Annotated in this window: 20 protein-coding genes; 10 read left to right on the top strand and 10 right to left on the bottom strand. The window is 43.0% G+C overall.

Features of this window, described 5'->3' with window-relative positions:
• Genes ACMH5P_RS03435 through pdxA form a run of 3 tightly spaced genes read right to left on the bottom strand, consistent with a single transcriptional unit; the run spans position 1 to position 4,349 of the window.
• Complete coding sequence (locus tag ACMH5P_RS03435; protein WP_459492911.1) at positions 1 to 2,433, bottom strand: endonuclease MutS2; 2,433 nt, start codon at positions 2,431 to 2,433, stop codon at positions 1 to 3.
• The gene (locus tag ACMH5P_RS03430) at positions 2,430 to 3,338 is read right to left on the bottom strand and encodes an NAD(P)-dependent oxidoreductase (protein WP_459492910.1); all 909 of its coding nucleotides are present in this window, start codon (positions 3,336 to 3,338) and stop codon (positions 2,430 to 2,432) included. Before ACMH5P_RS03430 ends, ACMH5P_RS03435 begins: the two co-directional genes overlap by 4 nt.
• 3 nt (positions 3,339 to 3,341) lie before the next feature.
• Positions 3,342 to 4,349 (bottom strand): 4-hydroxythreonine-4-phosphate dehydrogenase PdxA, encoded by a 1,008-nt coding sequence (gene pdxA, locus ACMH5P_RS03425; protein ID WP_459492909.1) that lies wholly within the window; start codon positions 4,347 to 4,349, stop codon positions 3,342 to 3,344.
• Between the two features lie 198 nt (positions 4,350 to 4,547).
• Here pdxA and ACMH5P_RS03420 point away from each other — a divergent pair, with 198 nt between their 5' ends.
• From ACMH5P_RS03420 to ACMH5P_RS03395, 6 genes are all read left to right on the top strand, one after another.
• The gene (locus ACMH5P_RS03420; RefSeq protein ID WP_459492908.1) at positions 4,548 to 8,408 is read left to right on the top strand and encodes a pyruvate carboxylase; all 3,861 of its coding nucleotides are present in this window, start codon (positions 4,548 to 4,550) and stop codon (positions 8,406 to 8,408) included.
• The gene (locus ACMH5P_RS03415) at positions 8,409 to 9,155 is read left to right on the top strand and encodes a PI-PLC domain-containing protein (RefSeq protein ID WP_459492907.1); all 747 of its coding nucleotides are present in this window, start codon (positions 8,409 to 8,411) and stop codon (positions 9,153 to 9,155) included. It abuts the gene before it with no gap.
• 191 nt (positions 9,156 to 9,346) lie between these two features.
• Positions 9,347 to 10,240: a sugar phosphate isomerase/epimerase family protein gene (locus ACMH5P_RS03410; RefSeq protein WP_459492906.1), complete on the top strand. Its 894-nt coding sequence runs from the start codon at positions 9,347 to 9,349 to the stop codon at positions 10,238 to 10,240.
• Positions 10,241 to 10,265: 25 nt separating this feature from the next.
• Positions 10,266 to 11,480 (top strand): TCR/Tet family MFS transporter, encoded by a 1,215-nt coding sequence (locus ACMH5P_RS03405; RefSeq protein WP_459492905.1) that lies wholly within the window; start codon positions 10,266 to 10,268, stop codon positions 11,478 to 11,480.
• A gap of 84 nt (positions 11,481 to 11,564) precedes the next feature.
• On the top strand, positions 11,565 to 12,296 hold the full coding sequence (locus ACMH5P_RS03400; RefSeq protein WP_459492904.1) for an outer membrane lipoprotein-sorting protein: 732 nt from the start codon (positions 11,565 to 11,567) through the stop codon (positions 12,294 to 12,296).
• 74 nt (positions 12,297 to 12,370) lie between these two features.
• A complete protein-coding gene (locus tag ACMH5P_RS03395; protein WP_459492903.1) occupies positions 12,371 to 12,823 on the top strand; it encodes a hypothetical protein in 453 nt (150 codons plus the stop codon).
• On the opposite strand, the gene ACMH5P_RS03390 is transcribed toward ACMH5P_RS03395, so the two are convergent.
• Genes ACMH5P_RS03390 through ACMH5P_RS03380 form a run of 3 tightly spaced genes read right to left on the bottom strand, consistent with a single transcriptional unit; the run spans position 12,820 to position 14,807 of the window.
• Entirely contained in the window at positions 12,820 to 13,740 is a 921-nt protein-coding gene (locus ACMH5P_RS03390) for a sugar phosphate isomerase/epimerase family protein (RefSeq protein ID WP_459492902.1), read from the bottom strand. The genes ACMH5P_RS03395 and ACMH5P_RS03390 overlap by 4 nt on opposite strands.
• Position 13,741: 1 nt before the next feature.
• Positions 13,742 to 14,101, bottom strand: a complete 360-nt coding sequence (locus ACMH5P_RS03385; protein WP_459492901.1) for a transmembrane 220 family protein — start codon at positions 14,099 to 14,101, stop codon at positions 13,742 to 13,744.
• Positions 14,102 to 14,105: 4 nt separating this feature from the next.
• Positions 14,106 to 14,807, bottom strand: coding sequence for a tetratricopeptide repeat protein (locus ACMH5P_RS03380; RefSeq protein ID WP_459492900.1), 702 nt, complete (start codon positions 14,805 to 14,807; stop codon positions 14,106 to 14,108).
• A gap of 201 nt (positions 14,808 to 15,008) precedes the next feature.
• Here ACMH5P_RS03380 and fsa point away from each other — a divergent pair, with 201 nt between their 5' ends.
• Both fsa and ACMH5P_RS03370 read left to right on the top strand, forming a co-directional pair.
• Positions 15,009 to 15,665: a fructose-6-phosphate aldolase gene (gene fsa, locus ACMH5P_RS03375; RefSeq protein WP_459492899.1), complete on the top strand. Its 657-nt coding sequence runs from the start codon at positions 15,009 to 15,011 to the stop codon at positions 15,663 to 15,665.
• Positions 15,666 to 15,674: 9 nt separating this feature from the next.
• Positions 15,675 to 16,346 carry a cell division ATP-binding protein FtsE gene (locus ACMH5P_RS03370; RefSeq protein WP_459492898.1) on the top strand — a complete coding sequence of 224 codons (672 nt, stop codon included), beginning with the start codon at positions 15,675 to 15,677 and terminating at the stop codon, positions 16,344 to 16,346.
• Here ACMH5P_RS03370 and porX read toward each other — a convergent pair whose 3' ends face one another.
• Positions 16,347 to 17,912, bottom strand: a complete 1,566-nt coding sequence (gene porX, locus ACMH5P_RS03365; RefSeq protein WP_459492897.1) for a T9SS response regulator signal transducer PorX — start codon at positions 17,910 to 17,912, stop codon at positions 16,347 to 16,349. It abuts the gene before it with no gap.
• 108 nt (positions 17,913 to 18,020) lie between these two features.
• On the opposite strand from porX, the gene ACMH5P_RS03360 reads away from it, so the two are divergent.
• Positions 18,021 to 18,335, top strand: a complete 315-nt coding sequence (locus ACMH5P_RS03360; RefSeq protein WP_459492896.1) for a HesB/IscA family protein — start codon at positions 18,021 to 18,023, stop codon at positions 18,333 to 18,335.
• The gene (locus ACMH5P_RS03355) at positions 18,335 to 19,234 is read left to right on the top strand and encodes a Ppx/GppA phosphatase family protein (RefSeq protein WP_459492895.1); all 900 of its coding nucleotides are present in this window, start codon (positions 18,335 to 18,337) and stop codon (positions 19,232 to 19,234) included. The genes ACMH5P_RS03360 and ACMH5P_RS03355 overlap by 1 nt, the downstream gene beginning before the upstream one ends.
• On the opposite strand, the gene ACMH5P_RS03350 is transcribed toward ACMH5P_RS03355, so the two are convergent.
• The 3 genes from ACMH5P_RS03350 to ACMH5P_RS03340 are packed head-to-tail and all read right to left on the bottom strand — an operon-like array spanning position 19,223 to position 21,805.
• Positions 19,223 to 20,113 carry a DUF3078 domain-containing protein gene (locus ACMH5P_RS03350; RefSeq protein WP_459492894.1) on the bottom strand — a complete coding sequence of 297 codons (891 nt, stop codon included), beginning with the start codon at positions 20,111 to 20,113 and terminating at the stop codon, positions 19,223 to 19,225. The two genes, ACMH5P_RS03355 and ACMH5P_RS03350, sit on opposite strands and share 12 nt — an antisense overlap.
• 31 nt (positions 20,114 to 20,144) lie before the next feature.
• Positions 20,145 to 21,035: an aldose epimerase family protein gene (locus ACMH5P_RS03345; RefSeq protein WP_459492893.1), complete on the bottom strand. Its 891-nt coding sequence runs from the start codon at positions 21,033 to 21,035 to the stop codon at positions 20,145 to 20,147.
• Positions 21,026 to 21,805, bottom strand: a complete 780-nt coding sequence (locus tag ACMH5P_RS03340) for a TIGR02757 family protein (protein WP_459492996.1) — start codon at positions 21,803 to 21,805, stop codon at positions 21,026 to 21,028. Before ACMH5P_RS03340 ends, ACMH5P_RS03345 begins: the two co-directional genes overlap by 10 nt.
• Positions 21,806 to 21,808: the final 3 nt, after the last annotated feature.

Genomic DNA, 21,808 nt, shown 5'->3' with positions numbered 1-21,808 from the left:
TTATTTGAATGTTACGATGGAAATACCCGCACCCCCACGGTCGGCATGCTCATCCTGCACCGACTTGATTTCACGGTAACGCTTTAATTGTTCTTTCACCAAATTCCGCAAAATGCCATCCCCTTTACCGTGTAATATTCGCACCTCAGGAACACCCAATAATAACGCATCGTTCATGTATTGATCCAGAATGACGTAAACTTCCTCACCGCGTTTGCCTCGTACATCCAGGGTCAGGGCAAAATGTGCCATTCGGTCATTGATATCGATACCACGCATGGCCGTTCGGGTTGACTTTTCTGCTTTAGGCGCTTTGACTTGCTCCAAACGATTTAGTTTAATTGTGGTGCGGATTCCGCCCAAGGCAACCACCGCGTCTTTACCCTTTAATTCCATGACTTCACCAATGGCACCCTCGCCATCCGCCTGCTTGATACTCACCCAAGAACCCACGCTGATAGGTCCTTGAATCGTTGTTTTTTGAGGTTTTTCAGCGGCTTTGGGCGCTTGAACCTGTAATTTCTTTTCGGTGAATTCGTTTAAACCTTTACGGATTTCTTTGGTGACTTCCTTTTCGGCCGACTTCTCTTTAATCTCCCGAATCGTTTGTTCGATTTTCTGATTGGCTTCTTTGACTAATTGTTTGGCTTCCGCTTTGGCAAGGTTTAGCAAGCGTTTCTGCTCCTCTTCTAAGTGGTTTTTTAGACTCGAATACTGTTCTTTGATACTTTCTGCTTGCGCTAATTGAAGCGCTAAGCTTGTGTTTTTGGCCTCCCAAATCTGCTTCTCCGTTTCCGTTTCCATCAACAACTTGTCGAAGTCCACCTGATTCTTCCCCAGTTTTTTCCGCGCATTCTCAATGATTTGATTCGGTAAGCCAATCTTTTGGGCAATTTCAAAGGCAAATGAACTTCCCGGTTTACCCATATCCAAAATGAACTGGGGCTCCAAATGCGTCGTATCGTAGCGCATCGCCGCATTAAACAATCCTTGCTTGCGATCCGCTAAACTCTTTAAATTTCCAAAGTGCGTATTGATGGCACCGTAGGCTCCTTTATCCGCTAATTTTTCTAAAATAGATTCCGCAATCGCTCCACCCAATGACGGCTCCGTTCCGGTACCAAATTCATCCACGAGTAATAAGGTTTTATCTTGCGCGTGCGCCAAAAAATGCCGCATATTACTCAAGTGAGAGGAATAGGTACTCAATTCGTTTTCCAAGTTTTGCTCATCGCCCATATCCAAAAAGATCTGATCGAAAAAGCCCATGGTGGATCCTTCGGTAACGGGTACTAAACAGCCCGATTGGAATAAATACTGCAATAATCCGATGGTTGATAAGGTAACCGATTTACCACCCGCATTCGGTCCAGACACGACCATGATGCGTTTTTGATCATCCAATTTGATGTCCAGGGCCTTGATTTTTTTACCAATCTTGGCCAACGATTCTTCCAAAATGGGATGGCGCGCGCCTTTCCATTCCACCCAAGGCGTGGATTTTACATGCGGTAATATAGCATCATGCTCGATCGCCCAAACGGCCTTCGCGCGAACAAAGTCGATGATTCCGAGCCATTGATACCAGGCGGTCAACATGGGTACCATTGGCCGCACTCGGTCGGACAATCGCGATAAAATCTGAATGATTTCGCGGCGTTCCGCCGATTCCAGGGATTTGATTTCGTTGTTTAAAACGAGCGCATCCGCGGGTTCTAAATACACCGTTTTTCCTGTGTCTGATTCGTCTTGCACGAATCCCTTAATCTTACGTTTATGCTCAGCTGCTAACGGAATGACCATCCGTCCATTACGCAGAGTCAAGGAGAAATCCTTACTCACCCAACCTTCTTTGTAGGCTTGCTGTATATAAGAATCTAACTTCTTTCGAAGGTTTTGTTCCTCGGCAAATCGCTTCCGACGCAAGTCGCTCAAAGCCGCCGATGCCGTTTCTTTGATTTGACCGTTGATGTCAAATACGCGGTCCAATTCTTGGATTATCGGGATGATTTGTCGGAAATTAAATCCTTGTTCCTCTTCCTTCTTGATATATGCCTGTGTAATCTTAATGATCTCGGGGTATTTTTCCGCATCGATTCCCGCAAAGAAGCGAATGACCTGATACAAAATATCCAAACCACGATGCCAATCGCGCCATTCTTCTGGGGCTAAATAATGCCCATCTAATGTTAAGGGCGCAAACCAAGGACGAAGATCAAAATAATCTTGTTGGGGCCATTCCCCACCATGCTCCGCCATGATTTGTTTCATCTCATGCACCTGTTCTACCCATTGCTTGACTACTGGGAAACGGGTAGAGAATTTCATTTTAGCGGCATATTCCGCCCCCATCGGGCTTAAGCAAGCCTCCTGAATGTGCTCCTTAATCTGATGGAAGCCTAGTTTTTCAGCGATGTTTTCCGGGTAATTCATAGCTGATAATGGGCTTTAATTTTATCAATAAGTGCATCATTGATTTTCCAATAACTCTCGGTCGTCCAACCCGCCACATGGGGGCTGAATAGGGTAGAAGGGTGAGAGGCGATTTGATCGAAGAGCTTTTTATCGACGTCCGACCAAGTGCTTAATTTTTCATTGGGCAGTACATCCAAAGCCAGACCTTGTAATTTTCCTGTGGATAATCCTTTGGCTAATGCATCCAAAGAACAAATTGAACCACGTGACGAATTAATCAAAACGAAGGGTTTGGCGAATTGAGCCAAGAAATTTTCATCGACCAGCTCTTTTGTCTCGTCGGTCAAGGGTATATGCAAACTTAAAATATCGGCCTCTTGAAAAATGCGTTCCATGCTACTCGTACAAGGCGCGTATTTATCGTATGCTAGGATATTCATGTCGAAACCTTGCAATTTCTTCGCTAGACTTTGACCCATGTTTCCATAGCCTATGATCCCTAATGTCTTCCCTTGTAATTCCCAACCCCGATTTCCCTCTCGATTCCAAATCCCTGCACGGACCTCGGCATCTGCCGTATTGATTTTTCTTGCCAGTGTAATCAGTTGCCCAATCACATGTTCTGCCACCGCATCGCGATTCCCTTCATTGGCACTAAAAACGGCAATCTGATTCGTCCGGCAGTATTCGAGGTCGATTAAATCGAGACCCGCACCTGCTCGTGCAATAAACTCTAAACTTGTGTTTGCTAATTCCTTGGCACCTAAGGGCATTTTGGAACGAAGCACCAATCCCTGATAGCCAGCGAGTGATACATCCTTTGGATAAATCGCAGATTGCTCATCAACCTCAAAACCGAGGGAACGTAATTCCTTGGCTAGCGAGGGATGAACTTCATCAATGATCAGGACTTTTTTCGCCATGGATTAAACGTGCATGCGGTTTTTGACCAAATCGATCGCTAAGAAGAAGGCGTGCAAGAATGAACTTGGGTCTGCTACATTTTTACCTGCGATATCATAGGCTGTTCCATGGTCCGGTGAAGTCCGAATGATCGGAAGTCCAGCCGTGAAATTTACCCCCGTTTCGAAGGCGATGTATTTGAATGGGATCAAGCCTTGGTCATGGTACATGCCCAAAACGCCATCAAACTCTTTGAATTGTGCCTTGCCGAAGAATCCATCAGCGGGATAGGGGCCGAAAACCAAAACGCCTTTTTTACGGTATTCCTCAATGACCGGTTGGATGATTTCCAATTCCTCCTGTCCCAACAACCCCGCCTCACCCGCATGTGGGTTGAGTCCCAAAACAGCAAGTTTTGGTTTCTCGATGGCAAAATCTTCCTTCAAACTCTGTAAGAAAACATCGATCTTATTCTTAATCAGTTCTTTCGTAAGGGCTTTGCTCACCTCTTGCAAAGGTAAATGACCGGTTGCTACGCCCATGCGGAAGCCTTCGCTGACCATCATCATGAGTGAATTTTTGGCCTCAAAACGTTCCGTTAAATATTCGGTATGTCCCGGGAATTTGAATTCCTCGGATTGTATATTGTGCTTATTGATGGGCGCAGTAACAAGCGCGGCTAATAGACCCTTGTCTAAATCCTGTGCCGCCCGATCCAAGCAAGCAAAAGCGGCTTTCCCTGCTTCAGGGGTTATTTTACCAGGTTCTATGATGGTGTTTGTGTCGTCCCAGCAGGATATAAGGGAAGTATGTCCTTCGGTTGCGTCTTCGATTTTGGCAATTGTTTTCACCGACCACTCTTGCAATTCCAATTGCTTGCGGTAAAACTGAATGACCTGTTGAGAACCATAGATGACTGGCGTACACCATTTTAAGATGCGCTGGCTGCCCAAGGCTTTTAAAATTACTTCCGGCCCAATGCCGTTGTAGTCTCCAAGGGTAATGCCAATAAATGGTTTCGATCCGCTCATATAAAATGGGTAAAATTTGGGATTGCAAGTTAAGAAATTTCACAGGAAGGCGTACGATATTTTTTTAACCGAAGTGATTTTGGTAACGAACCCAATAATAATTGTAAATTTTCAAGTTTTGCCAAATAAAATAGCTGTTAACACACGTTAATACCAATTAATTTATCATTTTTGTTATGATGCACTAAAATTATTCGCATGCCAAAATCATACGTTAAGAAAATCTCGAGTCTTCTCATCGCGAACCGCGGTGAAATTGCCATCCGTATCATGCGTGCCGCTTCTGAACTTGGTATCAGAACAGTAGCCGTTTATACTTTTGAGGATCGCTACTCCTTACACCGATATAAAGCGGATGAAGCTTATCAGATCGGAAAAGACAATGAGCCTTTGAAACCCTATTTGGATATCGAAGGACTTATCGCTTTGTGTAAGTCTAAGAAGATTGAGGCTATCCATCCAGGTTATGGTTTCTTATCCGAAAATGTAGGTTTGGCTCGACGTTGTCGGGAAGAAGGCATCGTATTCGTGGGACCATCTCCGGAGGCTATGGATGCCTTGGGCGATAAGGTTGCTGCGAAAGTTGCTGCCTTGAAAGCGAATGTTCCGATGATTCAGGATTCAAAAGGCGATATGTCGATTTTTGAAAATGCTTTGTCGGAAGCTCGTCGCATCACATTCCCTGTCATGGTAAAAGCGGCTGCCGGCGGTGGAGGACGTGGAATGCGTGTCGTACGGACGGAAGAGGAATTGGAAAAAGCGCATTCAGAAGCCAAGAATGAGGCGAAAAATGCGTTTGGGGATGATACGCTCTTTATCGAGAAATTCATTGATGACCCGAAACACATTGAGGTTCAGTTATTAGGTGACCAACATGGTAATTTGGTGCATTTATACGAAAGGGATTGTTCCGTTCAACGCCGTTTTCAAAAGGTTGTTGAGGTGGCGCCCTCTTTTGGTCTTAAAGAAGAAACCAAGCAAAAATTATATGCTTATGCTTTATCGATTGGTAAGGCGGTAAATTATTACAATGCGGGGACGGTGGAGTTCTTGGTCGACAAGGACGAAAACATTTACTTCATTGAGGTAAATCCACGTATTCAGGTAGAGCACACGATTACAGAAGAAGTTACTGGAATTGATATCGTGCGTACGCAGATTTTAGTGGCCCAAAATTATAAGTTGTCGGATCCTGGAATCTTTATTCAAAACCAGGAGGATATCCCGTTGAAAGGTTTTGCGATTCAGTGTCGGATTACCACGGAGGATCCATCCAATGGCTTTAAGCCGGATTTTGGAACGATTATTGCTTACCGTAATGCGGCAGGTTTTGGTATTCGTTTGGATGAGGGTTCTTCTTATCCTGGAGTAAAGATTTCACCGTATTTCGATTCGATGTTGGTGAAGGTATCTGCCAAAGGTCGTACACTTCGCGGTGCATCGGAGCGTTTGAATCGAGCTTTGTCGGAGTTCCGTATTCGTGGGGTAAAGACAAACATTCCATTCTTGCGCAATGTGATTTCTCATCCCGTTTTTCAAGAGGGTAAATGTACGGTTCCATTTATTGCGAATCATCCGGAGTTATTTAACATCAAGCCGACGCGCGATCGTTCGACGAAAGCTTTACGCTATTTGGGAGAAGTGATCGTGAATGGAAATCCAGATGTGAAGGTGAAGCCATCGGCCCCATTCCGTCCGGCTATCATTCCATCGGTTGACGAATTTGCGGAATTCCCACGCGGGCACAAGCAATTGTTGACGGAATTAGGACCTGAGCGATTTGCGAAACATATTCGCGATTCGAAGCAAGTCTTGTTCACGGATACAACTTTCCGGGATGGGCACCAATCGCTCTTGGCGACGCGTGTGCGAACGCAAGATATGGTGGCCGTGGCATCAGGTTTTGCAAAGACCTTCCCGAATTTATTCTCGATGGAGGTTTGGGGTGGAGCTACTTTTGACGTAGCGATGCGTTTCTTGCATGAATCCCCTTGGAAGCGTTTGGAGGCATTCCGCGAGGCGATGCCCAATATGCTTTTGCAGATGTTGTTCCGTGGTTCGAATGCCGTTGGCTACTCTGCTTATCCCGATAATTTGATAGAGAAGTTTGTCGAGAAATCTTCTGAGGCGGGTATCGATGTCTTTCGTATTTTCGATTCCTTGAACTGGATCGATGCGATGAAGGTTTCCATTAAGGCGGTGCGTGAACGTACGCCAGGCATCGCAGAAGCGGCCATTTGCTATACGGGTGATGTGTTTACGAATGAGAAATACAACCTGCAGTATTATTTGGATATGGCACGCCAATTAGAGGATGCGGGAGCTCACATGCTCTGTATCAAAGATATGGCGGGTTTGCTTCGTCCTTTCCAAGCAGAAAAATTAGTCATAGAATTAAAGAAGGCAGTTGCGATACCGATTCACCTGCATACGCATGATACGGCATCGGTTCAATCTGCGACCTATTTGAAGGCCATTGAAGCGGGTGTGGATGTAGTGGATGGCGCTTTAGCGGCCATGTCGGGTTTAACCTCGCAGCCGAATTTGAATTCATTGGTTGCCATGATGCAAGGACACCCGTATGATTCAGGCTTGAATTTAGATGCGATGAATGACTACTCAAATTATTGGGAAGCGGTTCGTGCAATGTATTTCCCATTTGAGTCGGAACTTAAGGCGGGAACTGCCGAGGTTTATAATAATGAGATTCCGGGTGGGCAGTATACCAACTTACGTGGTCAGGCCATTGCTTTGGGCGTAGGGGATAAATTTGAGCAATTGAAAGAAAATTATTCGGAGGCGAATAAGTTGTTTGGGGATATCGTGAAGGTGACGCCATCTTCGAAAGTAGTAGGGGATATGGCCATCTTTATGACAGCGAATAGCTTAACCGCGGAGGATGTGTATGCCAAAGGTTCTACCTTGTCATTCCCTGAATCGGTTAAGGATTTCTTTAAGGGAGGTTTAGGCCAACCGTATCAAGGCTTCCCGAAACAATTGCAAGAGATTGTGTTGAAGGGTGAAGCCGCTTACGAGGGTCGTCCGAATGATCATTTAGCTCCGATTGATTTTGATAAGGATTATGCTGCCTTTGTGGCGAAATTCCCGGATAATGAAGATGGGTTCTTTGACTATCTATCGTACAAAATGTATCCGAAGGTCTATGAAGATTTCTACAAGAATCAGGCCTTGTATGGTGATTTGTCGATGATGCCGACCCCTGCTTTCTTCTATGGTTTGAAGCAGGATGAGGAGATCATGATTACGATTGAGCCAGGTAAGACGATAATTGTGAAGTATTTGTATATGTCGGATCCGGATGAGTCGGGCCTACGAAATATTACTTTCGAATTAAATGGTCAGGCACGTCGTTTGAAGATTTTAGATAAGAATATCAAGGTAGAGCGGGCCCAACATGCGAAGGCGAAGGGCAAAGGCGATATTGGAGCCCCATTGCAGGGACGATTGAGTCGGATATTGGTAAAACCGGGGGAAGAGGTGAAGAAGAATGCGCCATTGTATGTGATTGAGGCGATGAAGATGGAGTCGATTGTTTCTGCACCGTTTGAGGGTATTATTGGTAATGTGGTATTGAATGAGGGAACGGTGGTTGAGCAAGAGGATTTGGTATTGACTTTGGAAGAGGCCAAATTACCAGAACCGGATGTGGAAGAGTACTTATTCGTTTATGGGACATTGCGTCGTGATTGTGGCAATGACTTACATCGTCTGATTGCGCGTAATTCGGATTATGTGGGCATGGCGACCTATCAAGGTCAGATGTACCAGGTGGCGGATTACCCGGGAATCATTCCGTCGGAGGATAAAAAAGATCAGGTAGTGGGTGAGTTGTACTTACTTTCGAACACGATCAAGTTATTGAATGTGTTGGATGAGTATGAGGAGTTTGATCCGGAGAGCTCAGCGAAGTCCTTGTTTGTTCGTGAGCATGTTGCCGTGAACCTCAAGGGCAAGGAGATAACATCCTATGCTTATCTTTATAACAAGAAGATAGATCCGAAAACGCGAATCGCGTCGGGAGATTATTTAAAGGGATAAATGATGAAGTATTTGCTTTTGTTCTTGTTGGTATCCAGCTCCTTGATGGGCCAAAATTTGTTATCAAAAGCACATGCACATAATGATTATGAACACGAAAGGCCTTTTTACGAGGCCATTTCGTTGGGCTTTGGTTCCATTGAAGTAGATGTTTATGCGGTAAATGGCCAATTGCTCGTTGCCCATGATGTGAAGGATTTAAAGGCTTCCAGAACCTTTCAAAACTTGTATTTAGACCCTGTAGTACGGGTATTGGAGTCGGGCAAAGCCGGTAATTTTCATCAATTATTGATTGATAGCAAGACCTCGGCCGACTCAACCATGCCGCTTTTGTTGAAAGCAATTGAGCCCTACAAATCCCTGATTTTAAAGCATCAATTTCGAATTGTCATCTCGGGTAATCGACCGGCGGTGTCGGATTATGTCAAATATCCGGAATGGATTAGCTTCGACGGTCGGTCAAATGAGACTGTCCCCTCTTTCTTAGCTTCCCACGTCGTCTTGGAGAGTGAAGCATTCTATAAGTTTGGTATTTGGAATGGAACAACGCCTATGGCACCTGCTTTGCGTACGAAAGTCAAGACGTATGTGGATAAGGTTCATGCAGCGGGTCGTGTGGTACGTTTGTGGGCGACACCTGAGAGTTTAATCGCATATCAAACCTTCTTGGATTTAGGCGTGGATTACATCGGGACGGATCAATTGGGGGCCTTGGCGGAGTATTTGAAGGCGGTTGACCGCCGTTAGTTATTAGCCCCAGACTTCAGTCTGGGGATCCCTTGGCTAAAGCCTAGGGTTATTATTTTGTTTGGTCATTAACTTTTTAATCTCTGATATTTTTTGTTGTTTTAGGGATAAAACCTATTTAAATACCTGACCTCCAACGACTAACGTCAAAGGTCTTAACTCTTACCTCTAACCTTTAACCTATTTTACCTATGTTGTCTCGCCGTCGATTCATTGCCCAAAATTCTTTATTGGCCTTAGCAGCCTTTTTACCCAATGCGAAGAAAAAGACTTATCGCTTGGGATATTCAGCCATCACTTGGGGTGGTAAAGACGAGCAGGCGATTGAGGAGCTTTCTGCTTTAGGATATACGGGAATTCAGTTACGAGCAAATACGTATGCCAAATACAAGGATAATCCTGCTGAGATCAAGGCTTTATTGGATGCGAAAAAGCTGTCTTTGGTGATGTTCTCGAGTGGAAATGTGGAAATAGATCCAGCAAAGATGGAGGCAAATGTGGCGATTCATGTGAATCATGCTCGATTTGTAAAGGCTTTGGGAGGTACGTCGATTCAGTTGACAAATAGCTTGAGAAAGAATAATGTTCCCCCCACTGCGGATGAATTGCAGCGTTTGGGTGCGGCGATGAATGAAATAGGTAAGCAGACGCAGGCGATTGGTATACAGGCAACCTATCATAATCACATGAATCAATATGGGGAGACGCCTGAGGAGGTAGATGCTTTGGTTCAAGCAATGGATCCGAAATATGTAGGTCTTTTATTAGATGTGGCGCATTATCATCAAGGTGGAGGCAAACCTGCGGAGGCGATTATCAAATACCAGAAGGTGCTTCACAGTTTGCACATCAAGGATGTGGAATGTCCGATCAAAGGGGATACCAATCCCAAATCCTATAAATTTGTGGAACTGGGGCAGGGGAATGTCGATTTAATGGCAGTCTTTGCTTCCTTGAATCGCATTAAATTTAGTGGTTGGGCGATTGTAGAATTGGATGGCGTGCCAGATAAGGCAAAGACGCCTATACAGTGTGCCCAAATCAGTAAAGATTTCTTACAGGGTAAAATTGCGTACCAATTTTAGTAAATTGCTGTTCTAATTAGAGAATATGTTGAAGAAAAAACGTGACGCGGCGATCGGATTTATTTTTGTAACGCTGTTGATAGATGTGATGGGTATTGGTATTATCGTTCCGATGATGCCGACGTTGATTCGAGGATTTACAGGTGGGGATTTGAGCACTGCATCACAATACTCGGGATGGTTAATGGCATCTTATGCGATCATGCAGTTTTTCTTTTCTCCGATTTTGGGTGGTTTGTCGGACCAATTCGGGCGGCGCCCTGTCATTTTAGCCTCATTGTTCGGTTTTTCGCTGGACTATTTGTTGTTGGCCAATGCTCCCAATATCACTTGGTTATTTGTAGGGCGTATTTTAGCTGGAATCACGGGTGCGAGTTTTACGACGGCGCAAGCCTATATCGCAGATGTTTCCACGGCTGAAAATCGAGCTAAAAACTTTGGTATGGTGGGTGCGGCCTTTGGTTTGGGATTCATTGTGGGGCCAGCCATTGGGGGAGCTTTGGGAAATATTAATGTTCACTTACCATTTTACGCATCAGCAGTATTGACTTTAGTGAATGCACTCTATGGATATTTTGTATTGCCTGAATCATTAAGTTTGGAGAATCGCAGACCCTTTGATTTGCGTCGTGCAAATCCATTTGGGTCCTTGAAACACATGTCGAAATATCATCCACTTGTCATTGGATTAATTGCAGGTTATTTCTGTATTCAATTAGCTAGTCAGGCACATCCAAGTACCTGGTCCTATTTTACGATGAAGGTGTTTAATTGGTCTCCTAAGGAGGTGGGTTATTCCTTAGCTTTTGTGGGTCTAATTGTTGCGGTGGTACAAGGAGGTTTAACGCGTGTCATTACGCCAAAAATAGGGGAGAGAAGAGCTATATCGTACGGATTATTGTTGTGGGCCAGCGGCTTCATGCTGTTTGCTTTCGCTTCCCAATCTTGGATGATGTATGCCTTTATGGTTCCTTTTGGATTAGGTGGTTTGGCGGGTCCCGCACTGCAAAGTTTGATTACTCAGCAAGTTGCTCCAAATGAGCAAGGCGAATTACAAGGAGGATTAACGAGTTTGCAGTCCATTACGACGATTTTGGGACCCCTCTTTGCTTCGAATTTGTTCGCATTTTTTACCACCGACCAACATAATTTCCCGGGTGCTGCATTTTTCGCTGCAGGGCTCGTGGGCTACCTATCTTGGGTAATTATCATGCGTTCCATACCCAAACAAAGCCTTTAATTAGATAATTGGTTGTTTTTCGTGTTTAATGGCGATACTAGCTATTGGGCTTTTTTCTACCTTTCGAAAAAATAAAAGATACATATGACAAAGAAATGGAGTGCTTTATTCTTGGGCTTATTGGTGTTTAGCTCAACGATTGTTTTCGGACAGACAACTGAAGAAGTATTAAGCAAACACCAAGCTGCCATGGGATCCCCTGAGAAGTGGTCTGCGGTTAAGAGTTTGGTGATGAAGACGAAATTTAATGTACAGGGAATGGACATTGAAAGCAAAACCTCCGTTTTAGTGGGTCAAGGATTTCGTACAGAAGTTGAGGTAATGGGAAATAAAATCATTACGGCAATTGATGGAGACAATGGTTGGATGTTACGCCCTGCCATGATGGGAGGAACGGGTTCACCGGAAAGTTTGCCAGCTGACCAAGTTAAAATGGCTTCTTCACAAAAGTATGTGGGTTCTACCTTGCTAATTGCTCAAAAAGAAGGTGCAAAGATCGAATTAGAGAGTAAGGAGAAGTTAGATGGTGCAGATGTCTATCTTTTGAAGGTAACAAAATCAAATGGCGAGGAATCACAAGTTTACGTGTCCGCATTAACTTATTTTATTGTAAAAACGTCCGGCAAGGTAAAGGCGAATGGCCAGGATATCGATACCGAAGTGAATTTCTCTAATTACAAGGCTGTAGAGGGTTTGTATTTTCCATTCACAATTGAAACTGCGAGTCCAATGGGCGGTATGATGACAGTCGAGACTTCTGCGGTCGAGTTGAACGCGAAATTAGACCCAAGCATCTTTGCTAAACCAGCAAAATAGGTATTTCTAATTTATCGGGAAGGGGGCATAAATTGCCCCTTTTTTATTGCTTAAGTATTTGTAATTTTGAGCTTATGAAGCAATTTTTTTGTGCAATTTGTGTTTGTTTGACTTTTTGGTCATGCCAACCAGAATCAAGTCTCGAGCCTAAAACCAAGACAGAAATTTTATTGCGGACGACTTGGATGATTCAAGAGGTAACAGCGAGTGGTTACCTAAATGGTACGGTATACCAACGGGGTCGAACAGCTGAAGGTTCTCAATATGATATGTCCAAAGTTCGCTTAACATTTAAGGCAGATGGTACCTGTACGGCGATTGATAATACGGGGAATAATACGGCGTCAGGGAAGTGGAAGCTGATCAATAATGACAGCCAGTTGCTGATTTCCGAAACAAATTACTTTGTGCTGGATGGCGTTGGAGATATAAATAGCTTACTAAAGTCTGAATTTATCTTTTCAGGATCTCGTACCTACCGTTCTACCTACGTTAATGCCACTGTTCGTATGATTCCTGCCTCTTAAGGCAAAAATGTATTGATGTGATTTCGAGCCATATAGATGGCTTTTTGAACATCCTCTTCAGAACCTTCAAAAGCTTTGTCTTCCACCTCAATGACAATCGGTCCGCGATAACGTACATCATGCAATGCGCTAATGAATTTTCCCCATTGAATATCTCCAAGTCCGGGTAATTTCGGAGAATGGTATTGCAACGGATTTGCCATGATACCTACTCGATTGAGCTTATCAGCATATACTTTCACATCCTTGAGATGAATGTGATGTAATTTATCAGCATAGTGATAAATAGGGTATAGGTAATCCATATGCTGCCAAACCATGTGGGATGGATCATAATTCAGGCCAAAGTTTTTAGAGGGAATGATGGAGAATAACTCATCCCAAATTTTTGGCGTAGTCATTAAATTTTTCCCGCCTGGCCATTCATCATCCGTGAAAAACATGGGACAATTTTCAATCCCAATTTTGATGTTGAGGGAATCGGCTAATGCGATAATTTCCGGCCAAACGTCCTTGAATTTATCGATATTGTAAGTGATGTTTTTGGTGTAATCGCGTCCAATGAATGTATTGACTACGGGAATTTCCAGTGCAGCGGCTGCTTTAATTACTTTCTTAATATGTTCGCGGTAAAAGCTTGCCTGCTCTTCGTTGGGATCCATCGGATTCGGATAATAACCCAATGCCGAAATTTTAACCGGATGCTGTTTTAGATAGGTTTTTAGATTCAATAGACCCAAGGAATCCAATTGGTCAACAGCAATATGACTGACACCTGCGTAGCGACGGGTGTCACTGTTTTGGGAAGGCCAGCACATCACTTCGACGCAAGCAAAGCGTGCACGATGTGCAAAATCCAATACTTGCTCTAAATTTAAATTAGGCAGAATCGCAGAAGCAAAACCAAGTTCTAACATCTTATTTCTTTTCTAGAAGGTAATAAATCGCAAAGGAAAATGAGGCAATCCATAGGCCCACGGCCTCTCGGGCTAATTCCTGATTCATGGTTTTCATAGCTAATCCATCTGTCATAAATCCTTCCCATGCAGTCATTTCAACCCACAATTGAATACCCGCCATGGTCGATAAAACAAATAAAACAGCTACTAATTCCTTATTGACAAATCCACGAAATGCTTGAAACGACACATAGGCTGTTGACCCGTAGATAGGTACCCACAAGATGGGGTCCGGATCATTCAATTGCCAGTAGGTAAAAAGTAAAAAGACAATCGTAAAAAATATTCCAATGATGGTAAGGGCTTGTTTCGTTTTCATCGATTTATGGACATAGGTTAGCAACAGCTTCTTTGGCTCCTGGGTATTTTAATTTTTTCGCTTGTTGGAGCGCAAAACAAGCTTTTTCTTGTTGGCCTACTTTAAAATAACTCAATCCCATCGCATAAAAAGCTTTCCCAAAATTGGGGTCAATCTTCACGCTAGCCTCAAAGTCCCGGTTGGCCTGTTCAAATTTTTCTTGTTGGAAATAAATATTCCCTCGATTGTACAAAGCATTAATCTCCTTGGGATTTTTATCGAGGCAAACACTGAAATCTTGTAATGCGGCTCCTGGATTTCCGAGGGCGGCTTGAATAATTCCACGCTGCAAATAACTCGCGCTTGAATCGGGTTGTAACTGAATGGCTTTTTCAGTAGGAGCGAGGGCTTCTTTCCAAAGTCCTTGTTCCATTTCGAGGGCTCCTAGATTCAATTGGGCCGTGTATAAGGAGGGTTTTAATTCAATCGCTTTCTGGTAATTGCTTCGCGCGTCTGTCCAGTTTTTCTCTTGAAAGGCAATGACTCCCTGTAGATTATAGGCTTCAGCTAATCCTGGATTAGCTTCTAAGGCTTTTTTGATAGCTTCCTTGGCTGAAACACTTTCCCCTTTTTTTAATCGGTTTTTCGCTTCTTCAAGCCAAGAATCGGCGCTGGAAGAGCAGGAGAGGAAGAATAAACAACAAGCAATAATGGGAAGAATTCGCATAGTCTTAATTTGAAATTAAAGTTAAGCGGTATTCGTAAAATATTGGCATATATTTTGAAAAAACCACAGATTTTGTCATCTTTGCATCGGCAAATTACCAGCTCCCGCTGAATCCTCCAGGTCGTGAAAGAAGCAAAGGTAGGTTGGTCGTAGCGGTGAATTTGCCATTTTTTTTTGCTCTTTTTTTTTTAATCCTTCCCTATGAAATTTTTTATCGACACGGCTAATCTAGCCCACATCAAAGAAGCACAAGATTTAGGCGTTTTGGACGGTGTTACAACGAATCCCTCACTGATGGCTAAAGAAGGCATCAGTGGAAAGGATAACGTTTTACGTCATTACAAAGCGATTTGTGATTTAGTGGATGGCGATGTTTCTGCCGAGGTTATCGCGACGGATTTCGAGGGTATGATTCGGGAAGGAGAAGAATTAGCTGAACTAGATGACAAAATTGTGGTTAAGATTCCGATGATTAAGGACGGAATTAAGGCGCTTAAGTATTTCTCATCACGTGGGATTAAGACCAATTGTACATTGGTTTTTTCTGCAGGACAAGCTCTTTTGGCTGCGAAGGCGGGTGCTACCTATGTTTCCCCTTTCATTGGCCGTTTAGACGATATTTCATTTGATGGAATGGATTTGATTGATCAAATCCGTGTCATTTACGATAACTATGAATTTGATACGCAGATTCTTGCGGCTTCCGTACGTCACCCAATTCACATTATTAAATGTGCCGAAATTGGAGCGGATGTCATGACAGGTCCATTGTCTGCGATGTTAGCTTTATTAAAACACCCACTGACGGATAGCGGTTTAGCCACCTTCTTAGCTGATCACGCAAAGTCTAACCAATAATTAACGATTATGTCTGTACTCGCTTTTGAAAATGTTCATATTTCTCATGAGGGAATCCCAACATTGACAGATGTTTCATTAACAGTTGGGGCAGGTGAATTTTATTACTTAATTGGTAAGTCAGGCTCAGGGAAAAGTACCTTCTTCAAATCCATATTTGGTGAATTAGCCATTGACTCAGGAAGTGCACAGGTAGCTGGCTATGATTTAATGAGCATCAAGAATAAAGAAATTCCTTTCTTACGTCGTAAGTTGGGTTTTGTTTTTCAAGATTTTCAATTGTTGACCGATCGCAATGTTGAGGCAAATTTAGCCTTTGTTTTGGAGGCAACCGGTCATCAAGATAAAGCGGAAATCAAATCTCGTATTGAAGAAGTTTTGGCACAAGTGGGTATGTCCAATGCCATTCACAAGCGTGTTCACAAACTTTCGGGTGGCGAACAACAGCGAATTGCGATTGCACGTGCATTGTTGAACAATCCCGTATTGATTTTGGCTGATGAACCTACTGGTCACCTCGATCCAGAGGTAAGTATGGAAATCTTGGAGCTGTTTAGACAATTGACCCTTCAAGGGACAGCTATCATCATGGCTAGTCACGACTACCATACGATTCAACGTGTTCCAGGAAAAATCTTGAAATGCGAAGGCGGTAAGATCGTTCCCGTAAGCTCTCTTTAATTACTTTCCTGTCAGATATGTTACTGGAATAATACATTCCTCCAGGCTTATACCGCCATGCTGAAACGTATTTCGGTAATGGTTGACGTATTGATTGTAGTTGTTTGGGTAGGCAAACATGTAATCCTCTTTGCTAAAAACATAAGATGTTGACACGTTTGGCTTAGGAAGAAATAATTGTTCTGGTTTCCGACACACCATCATTTTGCTCGAAGCATCCCAATTTAAATTCTTCCCTTGTTTATAGCGTAGGTTGGTGTTCGTATTTCGATCACCAATGATTTTAATCGGGTTTTGAACACGAATCATGCCATGGTCGGTGGTGATGATCACCCGTCCTTTTTTCTCTGCGATACGCTTTAAGAAATCGAATAGGGGTGAATGTTGGAACCAACTAGCTGTTAGGCTTCGGTAAGCCGATTCATCCGGTGCTAATTCCTTAATCATGGCCATATCGGTACGTGCATGTGAGAGCATATCAACAAAATTATAAACCACCACATTGAGTTGATTGGTCAATAATCGATTGAAATTATCCACCAATTGTTTTCCCTGATACTGATGAACAATCTTATGGTAAGAGGCCTTGGCATCGATGCGAAGGCGCTTTAATTGTTCATTGAGGTAAAACTCTTCATGTTGATTATAACCTTCTTCATCTTCTGAATCCCCTAAATCAAATACCCATTTATCCGGATAATTCTTCTGGATTTCCATGGGCATCATGCCGGCAAAAATGGAATTACGGGCATAGGCCGTTGTGGTAGGGAGAATCGAATAATAGGTTTTCTCATCCTCCACTTGGAAATAATCTTGAATGTAGTGTTCCAAGGTCTTCCATTGGTCGTAGCGTAAATTATCTACGAGAATAAAGAAAAGTGGGGATTTGTCATTGATGCGTGGGAAAACGTGTTTACGCATCATCAAATGGCTCAATATAGGTGTATCCACATCTGGTTTTTGCAACCAGGATTCATAGGAGTTCTCGATGAATTTACTGAAATGCACATTGGCTTCCGTTTTTTGGCTGATTAAAACCTCCGACATGGATTTGTTTTCCGTCTGGTCGATTTCCAATTCCCAATAGGTTAATTTCTTATAAATTTCCGCCCATTCTGCCGCGTTCAATCGATCCTGGTAACGCATCGAAAGCTCCCTGAATTCTTGTTGGTAACTTAAGTTCGTTTTCTCCTCCTCTAAACGTTTCTTATCGAAAATCCGCTTTACAGAAAGTAGTAATTGATTGGGATTCAAAGGTTTGATTAGGTAATCGGCAATTTTGGAGCCGATCGCATCTTCCATGAGTTCTTCCTCCTCTGATTTGGTAATCATGATAACAGGAAGATTAGGGCGTATTTGTTTGATCGCAATCAGGACCTCCAAACCTGTCATTCCGGGCATGTTTTCATCCAAGAACAAGACGTCGAATTTTTGTTTATTCACTAAATCCAGCGCATCGGCTCCCGAGTTCACGGCCGTGACTTGATAGCCTTTGTTTTCTAAGAAGAGGATATAGGGAGTTAATAAGTCAATCTCGTCGTCGGCCCACAGAATGGAATAGTTCATGCTTTTAAATTTATCTTTTAACCGAATCTTTGGGGAATTATTGCCTCGGAATCCTTAAAAAATGTTAATACCCAAAAGGTTTATTGCAGGTTAAATTTAACTAAATTTGTGCAGGCTTTCATTGCATTTATGTCAAATAATTCTCCCATCACCTTTTCGGATTCGGCGCACGAAAATCTTTTTGCCTTAGTTGAGCAAGGTAAAATGCCCGAGCCCTTTTTACGCGTAGGTATGCGAGGCGGTACATGCGGGGGAACCTATGTCTTGGGTTTTGATCAAAAAACCGAATTTGATGAGGAATATCTGATTCGTCAGATTCCTGTAGTGATTGATAAACGCCAATTATTATTTGTTTTAGGCACGGAGATTAGTTTTGAGCCAAGTGCCAATGGATTCTATTTACACAAACCAAATGCCATCTAATGAAGTTTGCAGCTATTGATATCGGTTCCAATGCCGCTCGTTTACAGATTTCCAGTGTCTTGGAGAACGAGGGGATGATCAGTTTTAAACGTGTAGAATACGTACGTTTTGCCCTCCGTTTGGGACATGATGTGTTTAGTGAAGGGGTCATTTCTCCGGAATCTGAGGTGCGGGTATTTAAGTTGCTGCATGCCTATAAACTGTTGATGGATTTGCATGAGGTGCAGGATTATGCCATCTGTGCGACTTCAGCTATGCGGGAGGCAGCGAATTCCGCGGAATTGGTGACGCGTATTCATAAAATCTTGGACATGAAAATCCAGATTATTGATGGTGGACGCGAGGCCGAGTTGATTAACGATGTCGTCGTAAAATCCTTGAATCCCAAGAAAAACTACCTTCATATAGATGTGGGTGGGGGTTCCACCGAATTAAACTTTTACCGAAATCAAGAAAAATTTGCCTCAAAATCCTTTAAAATTGGCTCTGTTCGTTTATTGGAAGGGAAAGAAAAAGAGGGAGATTGGGACAAAATGAAACGATGGATTTCTTTGCAAATGGAATCCATCAAAGGGCCTGTGCTTGCGGTGGGTACTGGTGGAAATATCAGTAAACTTTACAATTTATCTACGCAGGTTAGCGAGGATAAAACGATGGATTTAGCTGAATTAAAGCGTATTGCTAGCTTCATCAGTTCCTTTACCTACGAAGATCGAGTGAATAAACTTCGGCTAAATACCGACCGTGCCGATGTCATTGTTCCGGCTGCGTCTATTTATTTAACGGCCATGGAATTGGCGGGTTGTCAATCGATTTTTGTCCCTGATTTGGGATTGAAGGATGGTATTATTCAGTTATTGCATGAAAGAATGCAGCAACGTAAACGATCAATCAGCTAGGCGATACAAGACTCCCATGGATAGTATTTGGGAAAACTGCCAATTGGGATCTTGGTCATAATCTTTGAACAAGACTGCCTGTAGGTTTGTACTCACGTATTTGTTTACCTTCATCGTGAAATTTGCGTCCAAGCGATGTACAATGCCATTCGAATAACCCATACGGAAATAATCAACGAGCGCCGAATAACGTGCCTTCATATTGATATTTTGAAAGATATCCTTCTCGATATTCATTAAGTATTGGAATACGAATTGGTTACGGATATTATCACCTGGCTTCGCCAAACCATAAAGTCCTGCATTGGAAATACGTTCGTCAAATACAAAGGTTTGACGTAGACTACCCACACCGATTCGGGTGTAGAATGATTTATCCGGGTGGAATTCAAAACCCATGGATGAGGTTAAATAGGCCGGTGCAAAAATATTTGAGACCAATGAGTCCACAGGTTCACCCGCTTTATTCTTTTTGCCATATTCAAAACCCTGAAAAAACTGGGATGAGAAGTTGGTCGACCCATAAAAATCCCATTTCGGACTAATTCGATAACCCGCCTTGAACTCATAAAAGATTCGGTCGACGTTCTTCCGTAGGCTTTGTGTGCGGTTTTGTAGAAAACCTACTTGTAAGTTTAAATCACTATTTAATCGCCAGTTATTGTTGTTCACTTTGGCGGAATGGTTAAGGAACCATCCGATAGCAAATGTATTGGTACCTCCTCCTTTCCAGTTGTCGCTAAAACTCGACTGGTTGATATTTATCCCTGTATTAAAATCCTTTTTCCATTTAGCCGCTAAGCTATCCGCCACGACCTCGGAATACGAGGATAGGCTGACGCTAAGCAAGGCAAATAAAACAAGGATTTTTTTCAACATGGCACAAAGGTACGAAAAGGTTTTGTCCTATTTAGAGGGAATTGTCGGCTTTTGAAAACCAAATCTTGACGGTCGACTGGAATTTTTCACCCGGGGCCAAAATTCGGAGGCCATCCCCAGTGTTATACGCATCCGTATTGGCGGTCATCGGTTCGATTGCTAGGCAATTTTCTTTTTCCGGGGCAAAGACGACTAAGAAAGGGAAATCGATACTCGATTGCTCAATGGTTAATATTGATTGTCCACTTTCAAAAACGGTTTGATGCTTATCCATTGGCTTTAATCTAAACACGTTATCCAACGTCTCCTTGCCCAAATTAACGCCATGACTCGCATCGTAAGGTTCTTCTCGCAAGGGGATCATTTGACTGTCGGAATGAAATTTGCTCAACGAATCGAAACGAATGTTCCATTCGGTTAATTCTCCTTCAGGTAATTTGAAATAAGGGTGCCAACCGCAGGCAAAGGGCATGTTCCCTTCACCCGTATTTTTTGCCTCGAATTGCATATGAAAGACATTGTTTGCATCGAATTCATAGGTCAAAATAGTCTCAAAAGGGAAGGGGTAGGCCTTTTCCTCGGCTTGGTATTCAAAGTTAACAATGGCCTTAGGGCCTTCTGTTTGATAGCTAAATGGCTTTCGGGCCAGTAGTCCATGAATGGCATTTCCTAAATTTTCCTCGTTGATGGGTAGTTGATAATTGCGACCCTCAAAGGAATAATTCCCATTCCGAACGCGATTAACCCAAGGGCTCAATAAAGCACTCGGATGGTAGGGGTTGGTAGCCAGTGGGTATTGTGATGAAAAGGGTATTTTCATCACATCACCCGACCAGTTTAATTGGCTTAACATGCCTCCAACGGAGGGAATGATTTCGAAATAGGCCGATTGATCAGCGCTTTTAACCTGTATTATTTCCATATCGTTTTGTCTTCAATTCCCATTCCATACAAGGCGAAATCGTATTTCACGGGATCACTAGGGTCTAATTCTCTTAAAATATCAGTCAATTCCAAGGCCTTCTTCCAGTTGGTCGGCCCGGGTCCAATCAATTGCAAGCTCTCTGCGGTTCGAAGTGCATGTACATCGAGTGGACAAACTAATTGATGCGATTTAATCTGATTCCAAATTCCGAAGTCAACGCCCGCATCATCTTTTCTGACCATCCAACGTAAAAACATATTGATGCGTTTACATGCGGAATGTTTAGCGGGTGATGCAATGTGTTTTTGGGTCCGTTGAGGAGCAAATTCATCCGCAAAAAAATGTTGGTAGAATCGGTTAATCGCTTGCTCTACCGTACTTTCTTCGGCTTGATAAATCTTGGAGAAAGCGGACTCTAAACTTTCGTTCGTTGTAAAATGCCGCTTAAAAAATTGAATAAAGTATAAAGCATCCGTAGCATTGAATGTCCGGTGTTTAAAGCGTAAAAATCGCTTTAAGTCGATTTCTTGATGCTGCATGATGAATTGATAAGGATTTCCGTCCATTAAGTCGATCAATTCGTGGGCTTTGGAGATGATGGTTTTTCGCTGGCCCCAGGCCAACATAGCCACCCAGAACCCCATGATTTCAATATCCTGTTTTTGACTAAACAAATGCGGGATTTGAATGGGATCGTGTTCAATAAAACGCTTGTGATTGAAAAATTGGAATTTGGATTCCAATAAATGACTCACATGTGCTTCCATCAA

The organism is Aquirufa sp. 5-AUSEE-100C1 (assembly GCF_054558655.1).
This window is presented reverse-complemented; position numbering and strand designations above follow the sequence as displayed.

Excerpts from the sequence above, each read along its gene's own strand:
- ACMH5P_RS03410 (WP_459492906.1), top strand. The coding sequence starts at position 9,347 with ATGTTGTCTCGCCGTCGATTCATTGCCCAAAATTCTTTATTGGCCTTA.
- ACMH5P_RS03345 (WP_459492893.1), bottom strand. The coding sequence starts at position 21,035 with ATGGAAATAATACAGGTTAAAAGCGCTGATCAATCGGCCTATTTCGAA.
- porX (WP_459492897.1), bottom strand. The coding sequence starts at position 17,912 with ATGAACTATTCCATTCTGTGGGCCGACGACGAGATTGACTTATTAACT.
- ACMH5P_RS03350 (WP_459492894.1), bottom strand. The coding sequence starts at position 20,113 with ATGTTGAAAAAAATCCTTGTTTTATTTGCCTTGCTTAGCGTCAGCCTA.
- ACMH5P_RS03370 (WP_459492898.1), top strand. The coding sequence starts at position 15,675 with ATGTCTGTACTCGCTTTTGAAAATGTTCATATTTCTCATGAGGGAATC.
- ACMH5P_RS03340 (WP_459492996.1), bottom strand. The coding sequence starts at position 21,805 with ATGGAAGCACATGTGAGTCATTTATTGGAATCCAAATTCCAATTTTTC.
- ACMH5P_RS03385 (WP_459492901.1), bottom strand. The coding sequence starts at position 14,101 with ATGAAAACGAAACAAGCCCTTACCATCATTGGAATATTTTTTACGATT.
- ACMH5P_RS03390 (WP_459492902.1), bottom strand. The coding sequence starts at position 13,740 with ATGTTAGAACTTGGTTTTGCTTCTGCGATTCTGCCTAATTTAAATTTA.
- ACMH5P_RS03415 (WP_459492907.1), top strand. The coding sequence starts at position 8,409 with ATGATGAAGTATTTGCTTTTGTTCTTGTTGGTATCCAGCTCCTTGATG.
- ACMH5P_RS03355 (WP_459492895.1), top strand. The coding sequence starts at position 18,335 with ATGAAGTTTGCAGCTATTGATATCGGTTCCAATGCCGCTCGTTTACAG.
- ACMH5P_RS03430 (WP_459492910.1), bottom strand. The coding sequence starts at position 3,338 with ATGGCGAAAAAAGTCCTGATCATTGATGAAGTTCATCCCTCGCTAGCC.
- ACMH5P_RS03420 (WP_459492908.1), top strand. The coding sequence starts at position 4,548 with ATGCCAAAATCATACGTTAAGAAAATCTCGAGTCTTCTCATCGCGAAC.
- ACMH5P_RS03405 (WP_459492905.1), top strand. The coding sequence starts at position 10,266 with ATGTTGAAGAAAAAACGTGACGCGGCGATCGGATTTATTTTTGTAACG.
- ACMH5P_RS03400 (WP_459492904.1), top strand. The coding sequence starts at position 11,565 with ATGACAAAGAAATGGAGTGCTTTATTCTTGGGCTTATTGGTGTTTAGC.
- ACMH5P_RS03395 (WP_459492903.1), top strand. The coding sequence starts at position 12,371 with ATGAAGCAATTTTTTTGTGCAATTTGTGTTTGTTTGACTTTTTGGTCA.
- fsa (WP_459492899.1), top strand. The coding sequence starts at position 15,009 with ATGAAATTTTTTATCGACACGGCTAATCTAGCCCACATCAAAGAAGCA.
- pdxA (WP_459492909.1), bottom strand. The coding sequence starts at position 4,349 with ATGAGCGGATCGAAACCATTTATTGGCATTACCCTTGGAGACTACAAC.
- ACMH5P_RS03380 (WP_459492900.1), bottom strand. The coding sequence starts at position 14,807 with ATGCGAATTCTTCCCATTATTGCTTGTTGTTTATTCTTCCTCTCCTGC.
- ACMH5P_RS03435 (WP_459492911.1), bottom strand. The coding sequence starts at position 2,433 with ATGAATTACCCGGAAAACATCGCTGAAAAACTAGGCTTCCATCAGATT.